This window comes from Variovorax sp. W2I14 (assembly GCF_050435205.1).
GTDB classification, from domain to species: Bacteria; Pseudomonadota; Gammaproteobacteria; order Burkholderiales; family Burkholderiaceae_C; genus Variovorax; species Variovorax paradoxus_C.
The window spans coordinates 1,165,071-1,181,103 of the sequence record NZ_JBNDJX010000001.1 but is presented as its reverse complement, the minus strand read 5'-3'; the positions used below and the strand labels follow the sequence as shown (position 1 = coordinate 1,181,103).

Genomic DNA, 16,033 nt, shown 5'->3' with positions numbered 1-16,033 from the left:
TATGGTGCACGTCAAGCATCTAAATACGCTCGAACCCATCCGGTTAGAAAGCTAGTTTCGCTGTCACCCCTACTTGTGCTCTGTGCATTTTCTCTGCACACTCCGCGCCCAGATCGTGCAGTAATACTTTACAGGAGCATCGAGATGGCCAACCCGCCTCCCCCTACACGCCCCACCCGGCGACGCCTTGGACACCGCTGGCTGCTGGTCTTTCCGTTCATCTGGCAAGCCTGCCTCGCACCGGCCGTGAACGACATCGCGCTCACTCCGTTCGGACTGCCCTTCCCCATGTTCTGGCAGATGGCGGGCATCGTGCTGACCAGCGTGGTCATCGCGATCGTGTTCCGGCTCGATGCCAAAGCCGGTGTGGAGGCCGAGGAAGCCGCCTTCCTCGCCCATAGCCTGAAGACGCATGAGGACGGCGCACCATGAAGCTCGCCATCGTCCTGGCCATCCTGCTCGCGACCGTGGCCGGCGCCATCGCCTATGGCCGCCGCACGCGCCGCGCCAACAACTTCGCCGACTGGGCCGTCGGCGGGCGCAGCCTGGGCACGCTGATCTTCTGGTTCATGAACGCGGGCGAGGTCTACACGACCTTCGCGGTGCTCGGTATCTCGGGCTACGCCTGGGCGCTGGGCGCGCCGGCGTACCTCGCGTTCTGCTCGGTGTCGATGAGCTACGCGGTCGGCTACTGGCTGATGCCGCGGATCTGGCGCGCGGGGCGCATCGGCAAGCTGCTCACGCAGTCCGACTTCTTCGCCGCGCGCTACGAAGCGCCGTGGCTGGGCGTGCTGACCGGCGTGGTCGGCATCGCCTCGCTGGTGGTCTACGTGCAGATCCAGTTGGTGAGCCTCGGGTTGATCGTGCAGCTCACGCTGGGCAACAGCATCACGAGCGAAGCCGCAACCATCGGCGCAGGCGTGTTGATGATCGCCTTCGTGTTCGTCGCGGGCGTGCGTTCCGCCGCCTTTGCCGCTGGCGTGAAAGACGTGCTGATGGTGGTCGTGGTGGTGCTGCTCAGCGTCACCGTCGCGAGCAAGGTGGGCGCGGCTTCGCTGCTCGACCTGTTCTCGATGGCCGAAGCCAAGCACCCGGGCATAGGCAAGTTCCCCGGGCTGGACGCCACTTCGCCGACCACCGCGATCTGGCTCATGACCTCCGCCATCAACATCGCGCTGGGCAACTGGGTGTTCCCGCACCTGTTCCAGATGTCGTACACGGCGCACAGCGCGACGGCGATCCGGCGCAACGCGATCTGGCAGCCGCTGTATTCGCTGGCTTATTTCTTCATCATCCTGCTGGGCTTCGCGGCGCTGCTGGCGCAGACGCAGCCGCCGGGCGGCAACCTCAACGCGGCGCTGCTGCAGTTCGTGTCCGACCGCTATCCGGCGTGGACGGTCGGGCTGCTGGCGGGCACGGGCTTCCTGCTGGCGTTGGCGCCCGGGTCGCTGCTGTTGCTGACGGCCGGGTCGATCTTCACGCGCAATGTGGTGCGGCCGTTCAAGGCCGGATTGAGCGAGCGCGCTTCACTGGCGTTGTCGCGCGGCTCGCTGGTGGTTTTCGCGGCGATCGCCGTGTGGCTGTCGGTGAGCCAGAAAGGGTCGCTGGTGAAGATCCTGCTCGATGCGTATTCGGCCATCGGCATGCTCGCGCCCGGTGTGTTCCTCGGATTCCTCTGGAAGCGCACGAGCGCTGTCGGCGTGCTGGCCGGGCTGGTGGCCGGCTTCGTCGCGCTGCTGGCGCCGTTCGCTGCGAAGTTCTGGGCGGCGACGGTGCCGCAATGGGAAGCGGGCCTGATCGCGATGGCCATCAACGCCGCAGTCGTTGTCGTCGTGAGCCTCGTGACGAAGGCGCCGCAACCCAGGGCCATCGCACTTGGACTGCAGGAAGACAGTCCGCAGAATGCGGCTCAGGTCGGCGCGCTCGCCAGCCTGCGCTCCAGCCACACGCTGTAGCGCGAGAGCCCGAAGCACAGCACCCAATACACGGCGGCGATGAAGAGATAGCCCTCGAGGTAGAACGGCCGCCAGACCGGATCGCCGCCGAGCGCAAGGCCCAGCGCGCCGGTCAGCTCGAAGAGGCCCACGACGGTGACGAGCGAGGTGTCCTTCAACGTGCCGACGACGCTGTTGGTGAGTGCCGGCACGACGAGGCGCAGGGCCTGCGGCAACACGATGTCGCGCTGCACCGGCCAGCGCCCGAAGCCCAGCGCCATCGCCACCTCGGTCTGCCCGCGCGGCACGGCCTGCAGGCCGCCTCGGATGATCTCGGCCAGGTACGCCGCGACGAACAGCGTGAGGCCCGCGAGCACGCGCACCAGCACATCGGGCTGCCAGCCCGCAGGCCACAGCAGCGGCAGCAGGAACGAGGCCATGAACAGCACCGAGATCAGCGGCACGCCGCGCACCAGCTCGATGTAGCTCGCGCTCAGCGTGCGGACCACGGGCCAGCCGGAGCGCCGGCCCAATGCGAGCAGCAGCGCGAGCGGAAAGGACAGCGCCAGTCCCACCACCGCGAGCCCGATGGTGAGCGGCAGGCCACCCCAGCGGCTTGTCGGCACATGGCTCAGCCCCATGACGCCGCCGCGCATCAACAACACGAACAGCACCAGCGCCACGACCCACAGCGGCACCAGCCACCAGCGCCAGCTGCGCGGCCACGCACTCAGCACGGTGACGGCGGACAGCACGACCACAGCGATGGCGGGGCGCCACTGCTCCTCATACGGGAAGCGCCCGAACAGCATCGGCCGCCACTTCTCGGCCACCACGCCCCAGCAGGCGCCGTGCTGCACTGCGCGGCAGGCCTCGGCATCGGCGCGGAACACCGCGTGAACCACGGCCCAGTCGACGATGTGAAAACCGACCCACGCGAGCAGCACGATCAGCAGCACCGTCGCCAGCGCGCGCAGCGGCGAACCCCAGAGTTCGCTGCGCCACGCAATCGGGCCTTGCGACACGTTTCTCATCGCCACCCCCGCAAAGCGACGCGCGCGTTGTAGCGGTTCATGCCGAAGGAGATGGCGAGCGACAGCAGCAGGTACACCGCCATGATGATCGCGATGCACTCGAAGGCGCGCCCGTTCGATCCGATGGTGGTGTTGGCGACCGACACCAGCTCCGGATAGCCCACGGCCACCGCGAGCGACGAATTCTTGACGAGGCTCAGCAACTGGTTGGTGAGCGAAGGAACGATCACACGCAGCGCCTGCGGCAGGATCACGATGCGCAGCTGCTGCACCGACGACAGGCCCAGCGCCTGTCCCGCCAGCACCTGCCCCTGCGAGACCGAGAGGATGCCGGCACGCACGATCTCCGCGACGAATGCCGCCGAATAGAACGACAGGCCCGCGACGATGGTCACGTACTCGGGGCTCAGCGCTGCGCCGCCGCTCACGCCGAAATCGCCGCGCTTGGGCCACTCGAAATGCGTCGGCCACCAGCCGCCCTCGCCCGCCACGGGCCAGGGCACGCTGAGCCCGCCCTTGCTGAGCCACACGCCCGGCAAAAGGCGCACCGGTTCGGTCGGATCGGGCAACAGGTTCGCCATCGCGAAGGCCAGCATCAGCAGTTGCACCAGCAGCGGCACGTTGCGCAGCAGCTCGACATACGCGGTGCAGATACCGCGCAGCAGCACGTGTGGCGCCAACCGGCCGATGCCGATGAGCGTGCCGAGGACGACCGAGAAAATCGCCGCCGGCACCGCCGCCCGCACCGTGTTGATGAGGCCCGCGAGAAAGGCGCGCCAGAACGGCTGGCTGGCGTCGAAATCGAGCCAGCCCTCGCTGATCGAAAAGCCCGCGGGCTCGGTGAGAAAGTCGAAGCCGGACCGGACGCCGCGTGCGCGCAGCACGTCGAGCGCGTGGTGCACCACCCAGAAAGCACCGGCCACGACGGCCAGCACCAGCAGCGCCTGGACGGTCCAGGCCAGCCAGGCGCCGCGGCGCGAGGCCCCCTGGCTCATCGAACCGGTGGTGCGTAGATCAGGCCGCCCTTGCTCCACAAATTGTTGGAGCCGCGCGGCAGCTTGAGCACCGACTTGGGTCCGACGTTGCGCTCGAACACCTCGCCGTAGTTGCCCACAGCCTTGATCGCGCGGAACGACCAGTCCTTGTCCAGGCCCAGCAGCTTGCCGAGGTCTTCGCCGGTGCCGACCAGGCGCTGCTGCGCCGGGTCCTTGCTGCTGGCCTTGAGCGCGTCGGCGTTGGCCTGCGTGACACCAGCTTCTTCCGCCTCGATGAGCGCGTTGGGCACCCACTTCGCGATGGCGAACCACTCGTCGTCGCCGCGGCGCACCAGCGGCGCGAGCGGTTCCTTGGAGATCAGCTCGGGCAGGATGATGTAGTCGTCGGGGTTAGGCGCTTCCTTGTTGCGCAGGCCCGCGAGCGCCGAGGCGTCGGTTGTGAAGGCCTGGCAGCGGCCCGAGAAGAAGGCCTTGAACGAGGCCTCGAAGCTCTCGAAGACGACAGTCTTCACCGGGATGTTCTGGGCACGGAAGTAGTCGGAGACGTTCTTCTCGTTGGTGGTGCCCGACTGCGTGCAGATGGTGGCGTTCTTGAGCTGCTTGGCGCTCGTCACCTTGAGCTTCTTCGGCACCAGGAAGCCCTGGCCGTCGTAATAGGTGATGGTGGTGAAGTTGAAGCCCAGCGAGGCGTCGCGCGTGAGCGTCCAGGTGGTGTTGCGCGCGAGGATGTCGATTTCGCCGGCCTGCAGGGCCGAGAAGCGCTGCTGCGAATTGAGGGGCACGAAGTCGACCTTCTTCGCATCGCCGAGCACGGCCGCCGCAATGGCGCGGCAGGTGTCGACATCCAGGCCCGACCAGTTGCCCTGGGTGTCCGGTGCGGAGAAGCCCGCCACCCCGTTGGTCACACCGCACTTGACGGTACCGCGCTGCTTGACCGCATCGAGCGTCTTGCCCGCGAAGGCCGGCGCGGCGGAGGCAAGGGCGAGCAGGGATGCGGCGGCGATCAGGGCCGGGCGGAATCGATTTTTCATGGGGGTGTTTCTCCTCAACAGACAACAAAAGCCAGTGTACGGGGCGTCGCGCGGCCGCGCCAAAGACAGGTCGGTTGGATGCATATGCCCTTTGCAGCGCCAATACCGCAATACCATACGGCCCTTTATCAACTCTCCCGAACAGGAATCACACAATGTTCAAGTCCGACGACACCGGCAAGCTCGTTCTGCGCCTCGCGCTGGGCATCCTTATCCTGCTGCACGGCGTGGCCAAGGTCACCAAGGGCGTCGATGGCATCGGCGGCATGCTGGCCTCGCACGGCCTGCCGGCGTTCCTGGCGTACGGGGTCTATGTCGGTGAGATCCTCGCGCCCGCGCTGCTGATCGTCGGCCTGTTCACGCGGCCGGCCGCGGTGATCGTGGCGATCAACATGCTGGTGGCGATCTGGCTGGTGCACCGCAAGGACCTCGGCGCGATCAACGGTCAAGGCGGCTGGGCGCTGGAGCTGCAGGGCATGTTCCTGTTCGCGGCGATCTCGCTGGCCTTCACGGGCGGCGGCCGCTTCGGCCTCAGCAACAAGTAAGCGCGACGGCTTAGGCTTCAGTCGTCGTCGGCTGCATCGAGTCCCGGGAACAGGACCTCGGTGTAGCCGAAGCGCGAAAAATCGCGCACCCGCATCGGGTACAGCTTGCCCAGCAGGTGATCGACTTCATGCTGCACCACGCGCGCATGAAAACCGCTGGCAACCCGGTCGATCGGGTCGCCGTACGGATCGAAACCGGTATAGCGGATGTTGGCGAAGCGCGGCACCACGCCGCGCAGGCCCGGCACCGAAAGACACCCTTCCCAGCCCTCCTCCTCGTCCTCGCCAATGGGCGTGATGACGGGGTTCAGCAGCACAGTGCGGGGCACCGGCGGCGCGTCGGGATAGCGGGGGTTGACGATGTCGGTGCCGAAAATCACCAGTTGCTGGTCCACGCCGATCTGCGGGGCCGCAAGGCCGGCGCCATTGACCGCATGCATGGTCTCGAACATGTCGCGCACCAGGAGGTGCAGTTCGTCGGTATCGAAAGCGGCGACCGGCTGCGCAATGCGCAGCAGCCGGGGGTCGCCCATCTTGAGTATTTCGCGAATGGCCATCGCGGGATTATCGCGATGGCCTTAAGCCAGGATCACGGAGGGGCCTGGTTCGAGTTCTTCGAATCCGGCGAGGTCCACAGCCGCGCCCGGCCTTGGGGCATCTGCTGCGGCTGCGAGGGCGTGATGCCCGGAATGCCACCGCCGGCGGTTCCGGGCCCCGTACGACCACCGCCCCAATCGGCCCGCGGAGGACGTGCGGCGGGATAGCTGGGCCTCACCGCCGGATAGCTCGGACGCACGGCCGGATAGCCGGGGCGGCCGTAGTACGGACGGCGGTCGTAGTAACGGCCACGGTCGTAATAGCCCCCGCCCTGGATGTAGACCGGCGCTGGCGAAACGACCACGGGCGAGGGATCGGAGTAGTACGGCTCGGAATAACCGCCGGAGTAGCCGCCCGAGTAATACGGATCGCCGGGAACCGCAACGCAGCCCGTCAGCAGCGCAACGCCACCGAGGGCAATGCTGGCACCAAGAACGCGAATTTTTTGCATGAGGGGCTCCTTGTTGGCCTTCAGTTGTCTTTCAACGCCAGGTTGTAGACCCTGTTGACTGCGCTCCGATGAAGCTAGGTAACGGCCGGTAAAGAGGCCGCCGGTGGCGCTCTCATTCCGTGATGCCGTTCTCGAGAATCTCCAGCATACGCGCCTCGTCGATCACCGCCACCCCGATTTCCCGGGCCTTGTCGAGCTTGCTGCCGGCATCTTCGCCGGCCACGAGGTAATGGGTCTTCTTGCTGACGGAGCCGGCGACCTTGGCCCCGGCTGCCTCCAATTTATCCTTCGCCTCGTCGCGGCCCAGCGTAGGAAGGGTGCCGGTGATCACGAAGGTCAGGCCCGCCAAAGGCTTGGGCGCGCGGGCCGCGGGCTCGCCCTCTTCCCAGGTCAGCCCGCAGGCGCGCAGTTGCTCGACGACCTCGCGGTTGTGCGGCTGGTCGAAGAAGGTGCGCAGGCTCTGCGCCACCACCGGGCCCACGTCGTTGACCTCGAGCAGCTGCTCTTCGGTCGCGTCCATGATCGCGTCGAGCTTGCCGAAATGCTTGGCCAGGTCCTTCGCCGTGCTTTCGCCCACGTGCCGGATACCCAGCCCGAACAGGAAGCGCGGCAGCGTGGTTTTCTTGGACGCTTCGAGTGCGTCGACGAGGTTCTTGGCCGACTTCTCGGCCATGCGGTCCAGTCCCGCGAGCGTGGTGAAGCCGAGCTTGTAGAGATCGGGCAAGGTGCGGATGAGGTTGGCATCCACCAGTTGCTCGACCAGCTTGTCGCCCAGCCCGTCGACATCGACCGCGCGCCGTGCCGCGAAGTGCAGGATGGCTTCCTTGCGCTGCGCCGCGCAGAACAGGCCGCCCGTGCAGCGGTAGTCGACTTCTTCCTCTTCGCGCACGGCTTCCGAGCCGCACACAGGACACTGGTGCGGCATGGTGAAGACCGGCCCGCGTTCGCCCTCCGGCTTGGCGAGGCTCTCGGGCACCACGCCGACCACTTCGGGGATCACGTCTCCGGCACGCCGCACGATGACCGTATCACCCACGCGCACGTCCTTGCGGCGGGCCTCGTCCTCGTTGTGCAGCGTGGCGTTGGTCACGGTCACGCCGCCGACGAACACCGGCGCGAGCTTGGCCACCGGCGTGAGCTTGCCGGTGCGGCCGACCTGGATCTCGATGCCGAGCACGTCGGTCAGCTGCTCCTGCGCCGGGTATTTGTGTGCCACGGCCCATCGCGGCTCGCGCGATACAAAGCCCAGTTGCCGCTGCAGTTCGATGTTGTCGACCTTGTAGACCACGCCGTCGATGTCGTAGGGCAAGGCATCGCGCTGCCGGCCGATGTTCTCGTGGAACGCGATCAGCTCGACGGCTCCGGTCGCCCGCGCGGTCTGCGTGGCCACCGGAAAACCCCAGGCATGGAACTGCTGCAGCCAGTCGAACTGGGTCGGGCATTCCGGCCCGCCCTCCGTGGCCGGCGTGACTTCGCCCAGGCCGTAGGCAAAGAAGCTCAGCGGTCGCGCTGCGGCAATCGCCGGATCGAGTTGCCGCACCGCACCGGCCGCCGCATTGCGCGGATTCACGAAGATCTTCTCGTTCTTCTGGCCGGCCGCGATCTTCTCGCGCTGGCGTTCGTTGAGTGCGTCGAAATCGGCACGCTTCATGTAGACCTCGCCGCGCACCTCGACCACGGGCGGCGCCTTGCCGCTGAGCCGCAGCGGAATCTCGCGCACCGTGCGGATGTTCTGCGTGACGTCTTCGCCGACCTCGCCGTCGCCGCGCGTCGCGGCCTGCACCAGCACGCCGTCTTCGTAGCGCAGGTTCATGGCGAGGCCGTCGAACTTGAGCTCGCACACGTATGACACCTGCGGCCCGTCCTCGGCCAGGCCCAACTCCTTGCGCACACGCGCATCGAAGGCACTGGCGCCGCCGGGCGTGATGTCGGTCTCGGTGCGGATCGACAGCATCGGCACCTTGTGGCGCACCTTGGTGAAACCGTCGAGCACCTTGCCGCCCACGCGCTGCGTCGGCGAATCGGGCGTGCGCAGTTCGGGAAATTCCGTCTCCAGGTGCTGCAGGCGCTGGAACAGCTTGTCGTACTCGACGTCGGGCAGCTCGGGCGCGTCGAGCACGTAATAGAGGTGGGCGTGCTTGTGAAGCTGTTCGCTCAGTGCGGCGGCTTCGCGTGCCGCTTCGTCGCGCGTCGTCATGTGGGTGTCTCCCGAAGGTCGGAGTTAGCTGAAGAGGCGCCGTGCGAGCGGCGAGCCCGCCGCGAGATCACGCGCATCGAGCGTGTCGTAGAGCTGCTCGAGGTCGTTGCCGATGACGTCCATCGTCTCGTCGCGCAGCAACTGGCCGTCGCTGTCGGTCACCACGCCGTCCATCTCGCGCGCGAGCGTCGCGGCTGCTTCGCGCATGCGGCGGAACGGCTCTTCGGCGCGATCGACCTGCGGCACATCGAGGCTCAGGCTGAGTTCGCGGATGGCCGATTGCGCCGGATCGTCGGCCAGCGCTGCTTGCGTATCGAAGGCCAGCCCGAGGACCGGCGGCAGGCCGACTTCGCCGGTCGGCAGCACCATGCGCCCCGGGATGATGCCGGCCACGAAACCAAGCCGCGCGGCATTCTGCTGCACATAGCCCGGGCTCCAGGCCGCGTGCAGCGCACGCAGCACGAATCCGAGTTGCGCGTCGTGCGCGCTTGCGAACTGGTCGAGCTCGCGGGCCCGCGCCACTTCGTCGAGCATCTCGGGAAATTCGGGCGAGCCGTTGACCGCATCGGCGAAGGCCTGTGCCTTGACCACGAATTCGGAGTATTCGATTTCGTTGAGCGCGCCCGTGCGGTTGGCCAGTTGCACGCCGACCTGGAACGCGCTGTAGCGCTGCCCGGCCACGGGCGGCTCCCATTGGCCGGTGTGCTCGTTGAGGCCTTCGATCGCGACCGGCTTGCTCCCCGCACGCCGCGTCGGCGGCATGGCCGCGATGGCGGCGTCGCCTGAGGCGAGGCCGTCCAGCGACACGGGCGCGATCACGTCGATCAGCGGATCGAGCCCGCCGCGCCGCTCGCCGGTGGCGACCGGAACGCCGCTGGGCGCCGGCAGGTCGGGATCGAACAGCGGCTCGTGGCGATCGTGCGCCGAGCGCTGGTTCGGATCGACGTGCAGCATCGGCTCCGCGCCGTCGCCCGACGACGACATCGAGCGCTCCACGTCGGCCAGCGCGGTATCTACCGCATCGGGCTGGCGCGGCGCATTGCGGCGCGACATGAAGGTTTCGTAGCCGACGACGGCCGCGAGGACGAGGCCTCCAAGAATGGAGAGAGCGAGAGTGAGATTGCTCATGCGCGCCGCCAGCTCAAGCGGCCTCGACCATCGAGGCCGCGGCCTCCATGTCCACCGCGACGATGCGCGAAACGCCCTGCTCCTGCATCGTGACGCCGATCAACTGCTCGGCCATTTCCATGGCGATCTTGTTGTGGCTGATGAAGAGGAACTGGGTTTCGCGGCTCATGGCGGTCACGAGTTTGGCATAGCGTTCGGTGTTGGCGTCGTCCAGCGGCGCGTCCACTTCGTCCAGCAGGCAGAACGGCGCCGGGTTGAGCTGGAAGATCGCAAACACGAGCGCAATCGCCGTGAGCGCCTTCTCGCCGCCCGAGAGCAGATGGATGGTCTGGTTCTTCTTGCCGGGCGGCTGGGCGAGCACCTGCACGCCGGCATCGAGGATTTCGTCGCCCGTCATCACGAGCCGCGCATTGCCGCCGCCAAAGAGCTCGGGGAACATGCGGCTGAAATGCTCGTTGACGATCTTGAAGGTGCCGCCGAGCAGGTCGCGCGTTTCGGCGTCGATCTTGCGGATCGCGTCTTCGAGCGTGCCGATGGCTTCGTTCAGGTCGGCCGACTGGGCATCGAGGAAGGTCTTGCGCTCGCTGGCAATCGCAAGTTCGTCGAGCGCGGCGAGGTTCACCGCACCCAGTGCGACCACTTCGCGGTTGAGGCGGTCGATTTCGCTCTGAAGTCCGGTCAGGCGCACCTTGTCGGTCTCGATGGATTGCGCGACGGCCTCGAGGTCGGCACCGGCGTCTTCCAGCAACTGCTGGTACTGCTCGACGCCCAGGCGCGCGGCCTGCTCCTTCAACTGGAATTCGGTGATGCGCTGGCGCAGCGGATCGAGCTCACGCTCCAGCTGCAGGCGGCGCTCGTCGCTGGCGCGCAGCTTGAGCGTGAGGTCGTCGTACTGGCTGCGCGCTGCGCCGAGCGAGGTTTCGCGTTCGAGCTTGAGCGACAGCGCGTCCTGGAGGCCAGCCTGCGCCGCGGCATCGGAGAGCCGGCTCAGCTCGGCGCGGGCGCGCTCGTCTTCGTCGGTGAGCGCCACGACCTGCTGCGAGGCGGTCTCGATGGCGCGATTCAGTTCGGCACGGCGGGCTTCGAGCGTGCGCTGCGAGAAGGTGGCCTCCTGCGCCTGGCGTTCGAGGCTGCGGTGCTGCTCGCGGCTGGCATTGAGCGCCCGGCCGGCTTCGATCACGCGCTCGTCGAGTTGCGCATGGCGCTCCTGGCTGTCGGCCAGTTGCATGTCGAGCTCTTCGAAGCGGCCTTCGGCGGCGATGCGCTTCTCTTGCAGTTCTTCAAGCTGCGCATCGACTTCGCCGAGGTCGGAAGCCAACTGCTGGCTGCGCGCACGCGTCTGCTCGGCAAGCTGGGTCATGCGCAGCGTCTCGACCTGCAATTCGTGGGCGCGCGATTGGGTGTCGGCGGCTTCGCGGCGTGCGGTCACGAGGCGTTGCGCTGCGTCGCCGTAGGCCGCTTCGGCGCGGATCAGCGCGGTGCGCGCCTCTTCGTTGATGAGGGTCTGCGCACGGAGCTGGCGCTCCAGGTTTTCCATTTCCTGCTGGCGGGCCAGAAGGCCGGCCTGCTCGGAATCGGGCGCGTAGAAGTTGACGCTGTGCGAGGACACGGCATGGCCGCTCTGCACATAGATGACTTCGCCCGGCTGCAACGTGGCGCGCTGCGCCAGTGCTTCTTCGAAACTCGCTGCGGTGTAGCAGCCGTGGAGCCAGTCGTTCAGCAAGGCTTGCTGGCCGGCATCGTTCAGGCGCAGCAGGCTCGACAGCCGAGGCAGCGTCGCCGCGCCCTGCGGCGCACCGGCCGACGGCGGGCTGTAGAACGCCAGCTTGGCCGGCGGCGCGTCGTTGCCGAAGGCGCGGACCATGTCGAGCCGGCTGACTTCGAGCGCGCCCAGGCGCTCGCGCAGCGCCGCTTCGAGCGCGCTTTCCCAGCCCTGCTCGATGTGTATGCGGCTCCACAGGCCCTGCAGGCCGTCAAGGCCATGCTTGGCGAGCCAGGGGGCCAGCTTGCCGTCGGTCTTGACCTTTTCCTGCAGCGCACGCAGCGCTTCGAGCCGCGCCGAGAACTCGGCGTGGCGCGCGCCTTCGGTGTTGACGGCCTGCTGCTTCGCGCGGCGGTCGTCGTCCAGTTGCGGCACGGCTTCCTGCAGCTCGTGGAGGCGGGCCTCGGCTTCGCTCGCGGTTTCCTGTGCAGCGGCGAGTTGCTCCTGCATGTCGAGCAGCCTGGCCTCGTCGGGCGCGGCCAGCGCGTTCTGGTCGGCGCGCAGGCGCTCGCTGCGCTGCGTGAGCTGGCGGCTCTGGTCTTCGATGTTGCGCTGGTCGGCGGCCAGAACCTGGATCTGCTGCTGCACCTGCGACACGGTCGTGCGCTGGCTGTTGGCTTCGTTCTGGGCGCGCTGCACGGCTTCTTCGAGCTCGGGCATGCGCGCGTCGTGTTCCTCGAGTTGGGCGGCCAAAAGGATCGCCTGCTCTTCGGCATCGACGCCCTTCCCGGCCAGCGTCTCAATCTCGGCTTCGGCTTCTTCACGGCGGGTGCCCCACTGGCCCATCTGCTCGCGCAACTGCACGAGCCGCTGCTCGACACGCTGGCGGCCTTCGACCACGAAACGAATTTCGCCTTCGAGCCGGCCGACTTCGGCGCTGGCCTCGTAGAGCTTGCCCTGCGCCTGGTTGACCTGGTCGCCGGCCGCGTAGTGGGCCTGGCGCACGGTCTCGAGTTCGGCTTCGATGTGGCGCAAATCGGCGGTGCGCGATTCGAGGTCGTTGATCGCGCGCTCGGAATCGGCCTTGATCTTGGCCTGGTCCGCATCGCTCTCACTGCGCTTCAGGAACCACAACTGGTGCTGCTTCTTCGTGGCCTCGCCCTGCAGCGTGTTGTAGCGCGCGGCCACCTCGGCCTGCTTCTCGAGCTTTTCAAGGTTGGCGTTGAGTTCGCGCAGGATGTCTTCGACGCGCGTCAAGTTCTCGCGCGTGTCGCCCAGGCGGTTCTCGGTCTCGCGGCGACGCTCCTTGTACTTGGAGACGCCGGCGGCTTCCTCGAGGAACAAGCGCAGTTCCTCGGGCTTGGACTCGATGATCCGGCTGATCGTGCCCTGGCCGATGATGGCGTAGGCACGGGGTCCGAGGCCAGTGCCGAGGAACACGTCCTGCACGTCGCGGCGGCGCACCGGCTGGTTGTTGATGTAGTAGCTGCTGGTGCCGTCGCGCGTGAGCACGCGCCGCACCGCGATTTCGCCGAACTGGTTCCACTGGCCGCCGGCGCGGTGGTCGGCGTTGTCGAACACCAGTTCGACGCTCGAGCGGCTGGCCTGCTTGCGGGTGGTCGTGCCGTTGAAGATCACGTCCTGCATCGACTCGCCACGCAGTTCGGAGGCGCGCGATTCGCCGAGCACCCAGCGCACCGCATCCATGATGTTCGACTTGCCGCAACCGTTGGGCCCGACCACGCCGACCAGTTGGCCCGGCAGCAGGAAGTTGGTGGGTTCGGCGAACGACTTGAAGCCCGAAAGCTTGATGGAATTGAGACGCACGACTTGTCGGCCTGCCTAGGCGTTAACGCCAAGGTATTGATTTGTAAGGAAAATTGCACGGGCTCGCTGCTCGAAGCGAGCCGCCGCCCCAGCCGTGGATGATAACGTCAGGGCATGAGTGTTTCTCCGGTTTTACCCCCTTGCGGCGCGACGCACCTGCCTCTTGGCAGGCGCCGCCTCCTTGCTCGGCCTGGCGGGCTGTTCCTCGTTCCGTTCGACCGACCGCGCCGAGCCCTATGCCAACCAGGAATGGCTGCAGTCCGGCGCCAACCGCATCGCGAATCTCTCGCTGCGCGACAACCTGCAGTCGATCCGGCGCGTGCAGACCACGCTCTACCGGCGCAATCCTCGGGAATGGCGCAAGGCGGCCGCGAGCATCGACGAAGCCATCCAGCGCACCTGGGACGCGGTCCTCAAAGGCCCCGACCTGCCCGAACTGCGCGGCGCCAACGGCATCGAGGCCATCCGTCTGGCTTTCGAGACCGGCCCGCAGGCCTACCAGGGGGACCGCGTCGCCGCCCTGGTGGTCGGCTGGGCCGCGATGCTCAAGCAGGCGAACGGCGGCACCTGGGAGCAGACCATGATCGACGGCGTCGACGCCGAGAACAGCTACCGGGCCGCGCGCAATTTCGAGATCTCGCTCTGGCTGATCTCCTCCAAGACCGGTCCTGACGGCCAGCCGCTGCTGCTGGCCACCGAGATCAGCGAGCGCGGCCGCAACCTCGTGGCCGACCGCGAGCTGTCGAAGGTGGTGGCCCGGCTCGACCTGCTGGCCGCGCAGGCCGACGAGAAATACCGCCGCGCGGCACTCGACTTCGGCCAGAACTGGGTGATGGGCGTGGTCATGCCTTTGTTCACCCTGGTGCCCAAATAAGCCGGATAGCCGCGACGTCACCCAGGAAATATATTTCCCAAACTGGCGTTTCCGGTATTATCTTTCCGTGAACAGGCAAGAGCTCATCAACACCCTGGTCGCACGGCGCGATGCGTCGGGCCTCTCGACCGCCGAGATCGCGCTGCGCTCCGGGCTCACCGAGCGCTCGGTCCGCAATGCCCTGAGCCTTCAGGGCAATCCGCAAATGTCCTCGCTGCTCGCGCTGGTCGATGCGCTCGGGCTGGAACTGCAGCTGGCGCCCAAGGGCTTCGGTGAAACCGCAGCCACCGATCCCGGCTACCGCCCTGTCGCCACCCGCGTGGGCCACGCGGTCGCGCAGGCCCCGGCCCCGCCGCCTTACACCGCCACCAACAAGCGACGCTCGCCATGAACGTCAAGATCCTGGAGATCTCGCTCGGCACACGGCGTTTCGGCAAGCTCTTCCAGTACGCCGACCTGTGCCGCTTCGTGGCGGAGCCCGAGCTGATCGCCGCGCCGCCGCAGGAGGTGCTCTCCCTCTCGATGGTGGCGAGCGACCCCGCCACGCAGGCCGCTCTCTGGAGCGACGTGAAGAACCCGCTCTTCAACGCCCAGGGCGGACAACTCCCCCGTTTCTTCCAGAATCTGCTGCCCGAGGGCGTGCTGCGCAGCCACATCGCGCAACTGCGCGGCTGCCGCGAAAACGATCACTTCGAACTGCTCGCGGCCTGTGGCGGCGACCTGCCCGGCGCGGTGAGCGCCAAGCCGGTGTCGGTGGACCGGGGCACGCTGCAGCGGCTCATCACCCAGGACCAGGACGCACTCGAAATGTCCGTGGTCGAACTGCCGATGCCGCAGGGCATTTCGGTCTCGGGCGTGCAGCCCAAGCTCGGCTTGCGCCGCCAGGGCGGCCGCTACGTGGCGCGCACGCGGGCCGGCGCGAGCACGCGCGTGATCGCCAAGCTGCCCGTGGCCGGGCGGCCGCACATGCCGCAGCTCGAAATGCTCTCGCTGCAGATGGCGGGCGCCGCGGGCGTCACGGTATGCGAGGCCGAACTGGCACCGCTCTCGGCCATCAAGGCCGAGCACAGCTACGCACTGCCCGACGAGCCCGACTTCCTGGCCGTCACGCGCTTCGACCGCGACGGCGCGCGCCGCATCCACTTCGAAGACTTCGCGCAGGTGCTCGCCGTCGACCCGATGCACAAGTACAGCGCCAGCTATCTCGACATGGCGCTCGCGATGCAAGCGTTCCCATCGCTGGGCGAAGACGCGGTGCTCGAGCTCGTGCGGCGCCTCGCGGTGAACGACTTGCTCGGCAACCCCGACGCCCATCTGAAGAACTTCGGCGTGCTGTATGCCGACGGCATCGCGCCGCGGCTGGCCCCGGCCTACGACATCGTCGCCTACGCAGCGCTCCAGGGGGTCGACGGCCATGCCCTGCCACTGCTACCGAATGCAGCCGCCACAGCCAAGCGCACCGCCCTCTTCACGCCCACCAATGTGCGTGCCTTCTGCTTCTCGACCGGACTGCACGAACCGCTGGTGCGGCGCGTGGTCTCCGACACGGCACGCCTCGCGCGCAGCCTCTGGCCCGAAATGATCGACGCCTCGACACTGCCGGCGCCGTGGAAAAAGCGCCTGCAGCAACGCTTGCAGGCACACCCCTTGCTGCAAGGCATGGCCAAGCGTGGCAAATAGACAAACAGAAAAACACGCCCCCTAGAATGATTCAGCCC

General features: G+C 67.3%; 14 protein-coding genes. 6 read left to right on the top strand and 8 right to left on the bottom strand.

The features are described 5' to 3' along the window. Nucleotides 1–144: 144 nt before the first annotated feature. Together QF040_RS05575 and QF040_RS05570 are read left to right on the top strand one after the other, a co-directional pair. A complete protein-coding gene (locus QF040_RS05575; protein ID WP_429610162.1) occupies nucleotides 145–432 on the top strand; it encodes a DUF3311 domain-containing protein in 288 nt (95 codons plus the stop codon). After that, a complete protein-coding gene (locus tag QF040_RS05570; protein WP_429610161.1) occupies nucleotides 429–1,955 on the top strand; it encodes a sodium:solute symporter family protein in 1,527 nt (508 codons plus the stop codon). The genes QF040_RS05575 and QF040_RS05570 overlap by 4 nt, the downstream gene beginning before the upstream one ends. On the opposite strand, the gene QF040_RS05565 is transcribed toward QF040_RS05570, so the two are convergent. Genes QF040_RS05565 through QF040_RS05555 form a run of 3 tightly spaced genes read right to left on the bottom strand, consistent with a single transcriptional unit; the run spans nucleotide 1,910 to nucleotide 4,994 of the window. After that, nucleotides 1,910–2,968, bottom strand: coding sequence for an amino acid ABC transporter permease (locus QF040_RS05565; RefSeq protein WP_429610160.1), 1,059 nt, complete (start codon nucleotides 2,966–2,968; stop codon nucleotides 1,910–1,912). The genes QF040_RS05570 and QF040_RS05565 overlap by 46 nt on opposite strands. Continuing rightward, nucleotides 2,965–3,963, bottom strand: coding sequence for an amino acid ABC transporter permease (locus QF040_RS05560; RefSeq protein WP_429610159.1), 999 nt, complete (start codon nucleotides 3,961–3,963; stop codon nucleotides 2,965–2,967). Before QF040_RS05560 ends, QF040_RS05565 begins: the two co-directional genes overlap by 4 nt. After that, the gene (locus QF040_RS05555; RefSeq protein ID WP_429610158.1) at nucleotides 3,960–4,994 is read right to left on the bottom strand and encodes an amino acid ABC transporter substrate-binding protein; all 1,035 of its coding nucleotides are present in this window, start codon (nucleotides 4,992–4,994) and stop codon (nucleotides 3,960–3,962) included. Before QF040_RS05555 ends, QF040_RS05560 begins: the two co-directional genes overlap by 4 nt. 155 nt (nucleotides 4,995–5,149) lie before the next feature. Between QF040_RS05555 and QF040_RS05550 the strand changes: the two genes are divergently transcribed. Further along, entirely contained in the window at nucleotides 5,150–5,539 is a 390-nt protein-coding gene (locus QF040_RS05550) for a DoxX family protein (protein ID WP_176657565.1), read from the top strand. Nucleotides 5,540–5,556: 17 nt separating this feature from the next. Here QF040_RS05550 and def read toward each other — a convergent pair whose 3' ends face one another. From def to smc, 5 genes are all read right to left on the bottom strand, one after another. Further along, complete coding sequence (gene def, locus QF040_RS05545) at nucleotides 5,557–6,096, bottom strand: peptide deformylase (protein ID WP_013541635.1); 540 nt, start codon at nucleotides 6,094–6,096, stop codon at nucleotides 5,557–5,559. Nucleotides 6,097–6,128: 32 nt separating this feature from the next. Next, nucleotides 6,129–6,587: a hypothetical protein gene (locus QF040_RS05540; protein WP_429610157.1), complete on the bottom strand. Its 459-nt coding sequence runs from the start codon at nucleotides 6,585–6,587 to the stop codon at nucleotides 6,129–6,131. 112 nt (nucleotides 6,588–6,699) lie between these two features. Then, nucleotides 6,700–8,784 (bottom strand): NAD-dependent DNA ligase LigA, encoded by a 2,085-nt coding sequence (gene ligA / locus QF040_RS05535; RefSeq protein WP_429610156.1) that lies wholly within the window; start codon nucleotides 8,782–8,784, stop codon nucleotides 6,700–6,702. A gap of 24 nt (nucleotides 8,785–8,808) precedes the next feature. Beyond that, nucleotides 8,809–9,912: a cell division protein ZipA C-terminal FtsZ-binding domain-containing protein gene (locus QF040_RS05530; RefSeq protein WP_429610155.1), complete on the bottom strand. Its 1,104-nt coding sequence runs from the start codon at nucleotides 9,910–9,912 to the stop codon at nucleotides 8,809–8,811. Nucleotides 9,913–9,925: 13 nt separating this feature from the next. Then, nucleotides 9,926–13,441 (bottom strand): chromosome segregation protein SMC, encoded by a 3,516-nt coding sequence (smc, locus tag QF040_RS05525; protein WP_429610154.1) that lies wholly within the window; start codon nucleotides 13,439–13,441, stop codon nucleotides 9,926–9,928. Nucleotides 13,442–13,604: 163 nt separating this feature from the next. On the opposite strand from smc, the gene QF040_RS05520 reads away from it, so the two are divergent. From QF040_RS05520 to QF040_RS05510, 3 genes are all read left to right on the top strand, one after another. Then, nucleotides 13,605–14,315: a hypothetical protein gene (locus QF040_RS05520; RefSeq protein ID WP_429610153.1), complete on the top strand. Its 711-nt coding sequence runs from the start codon at nucleotides 13,605–13,607 to the stop codon at nucleotides 14,313–14,315. Between the two features lie 67 nt (nucleotides 14,316–14,382). Beyond that, complete coding sequence (locus QF040_RS05515; protein WP_429610152.1) at nucleotides 14,383–14,706, top strand: helix-turn-helix domain-containing protein; 324 nt, start codon at nucleotides 14,383–14,385, stop codon at nucleotides 14,704–14,706. Then, on the top strand, nucleotides 14,703–15,995 hold the full coding sequence (locus QF040_RS05510) for a type II toxin-antitoxin system HipA family toxin (protein ID WP_429610151.1): 1,293 nt from the start codon (nucleotides 14,703–14,705) through the stop codon (nucleotides 15,993–15,995). Before QF040_RS05515 ends, QF040_RS05510 begins: the two co-directional genes overlap by 4 nt. Nucleotides 15,996–16,033: the final 38 nt, after the last annotated feature.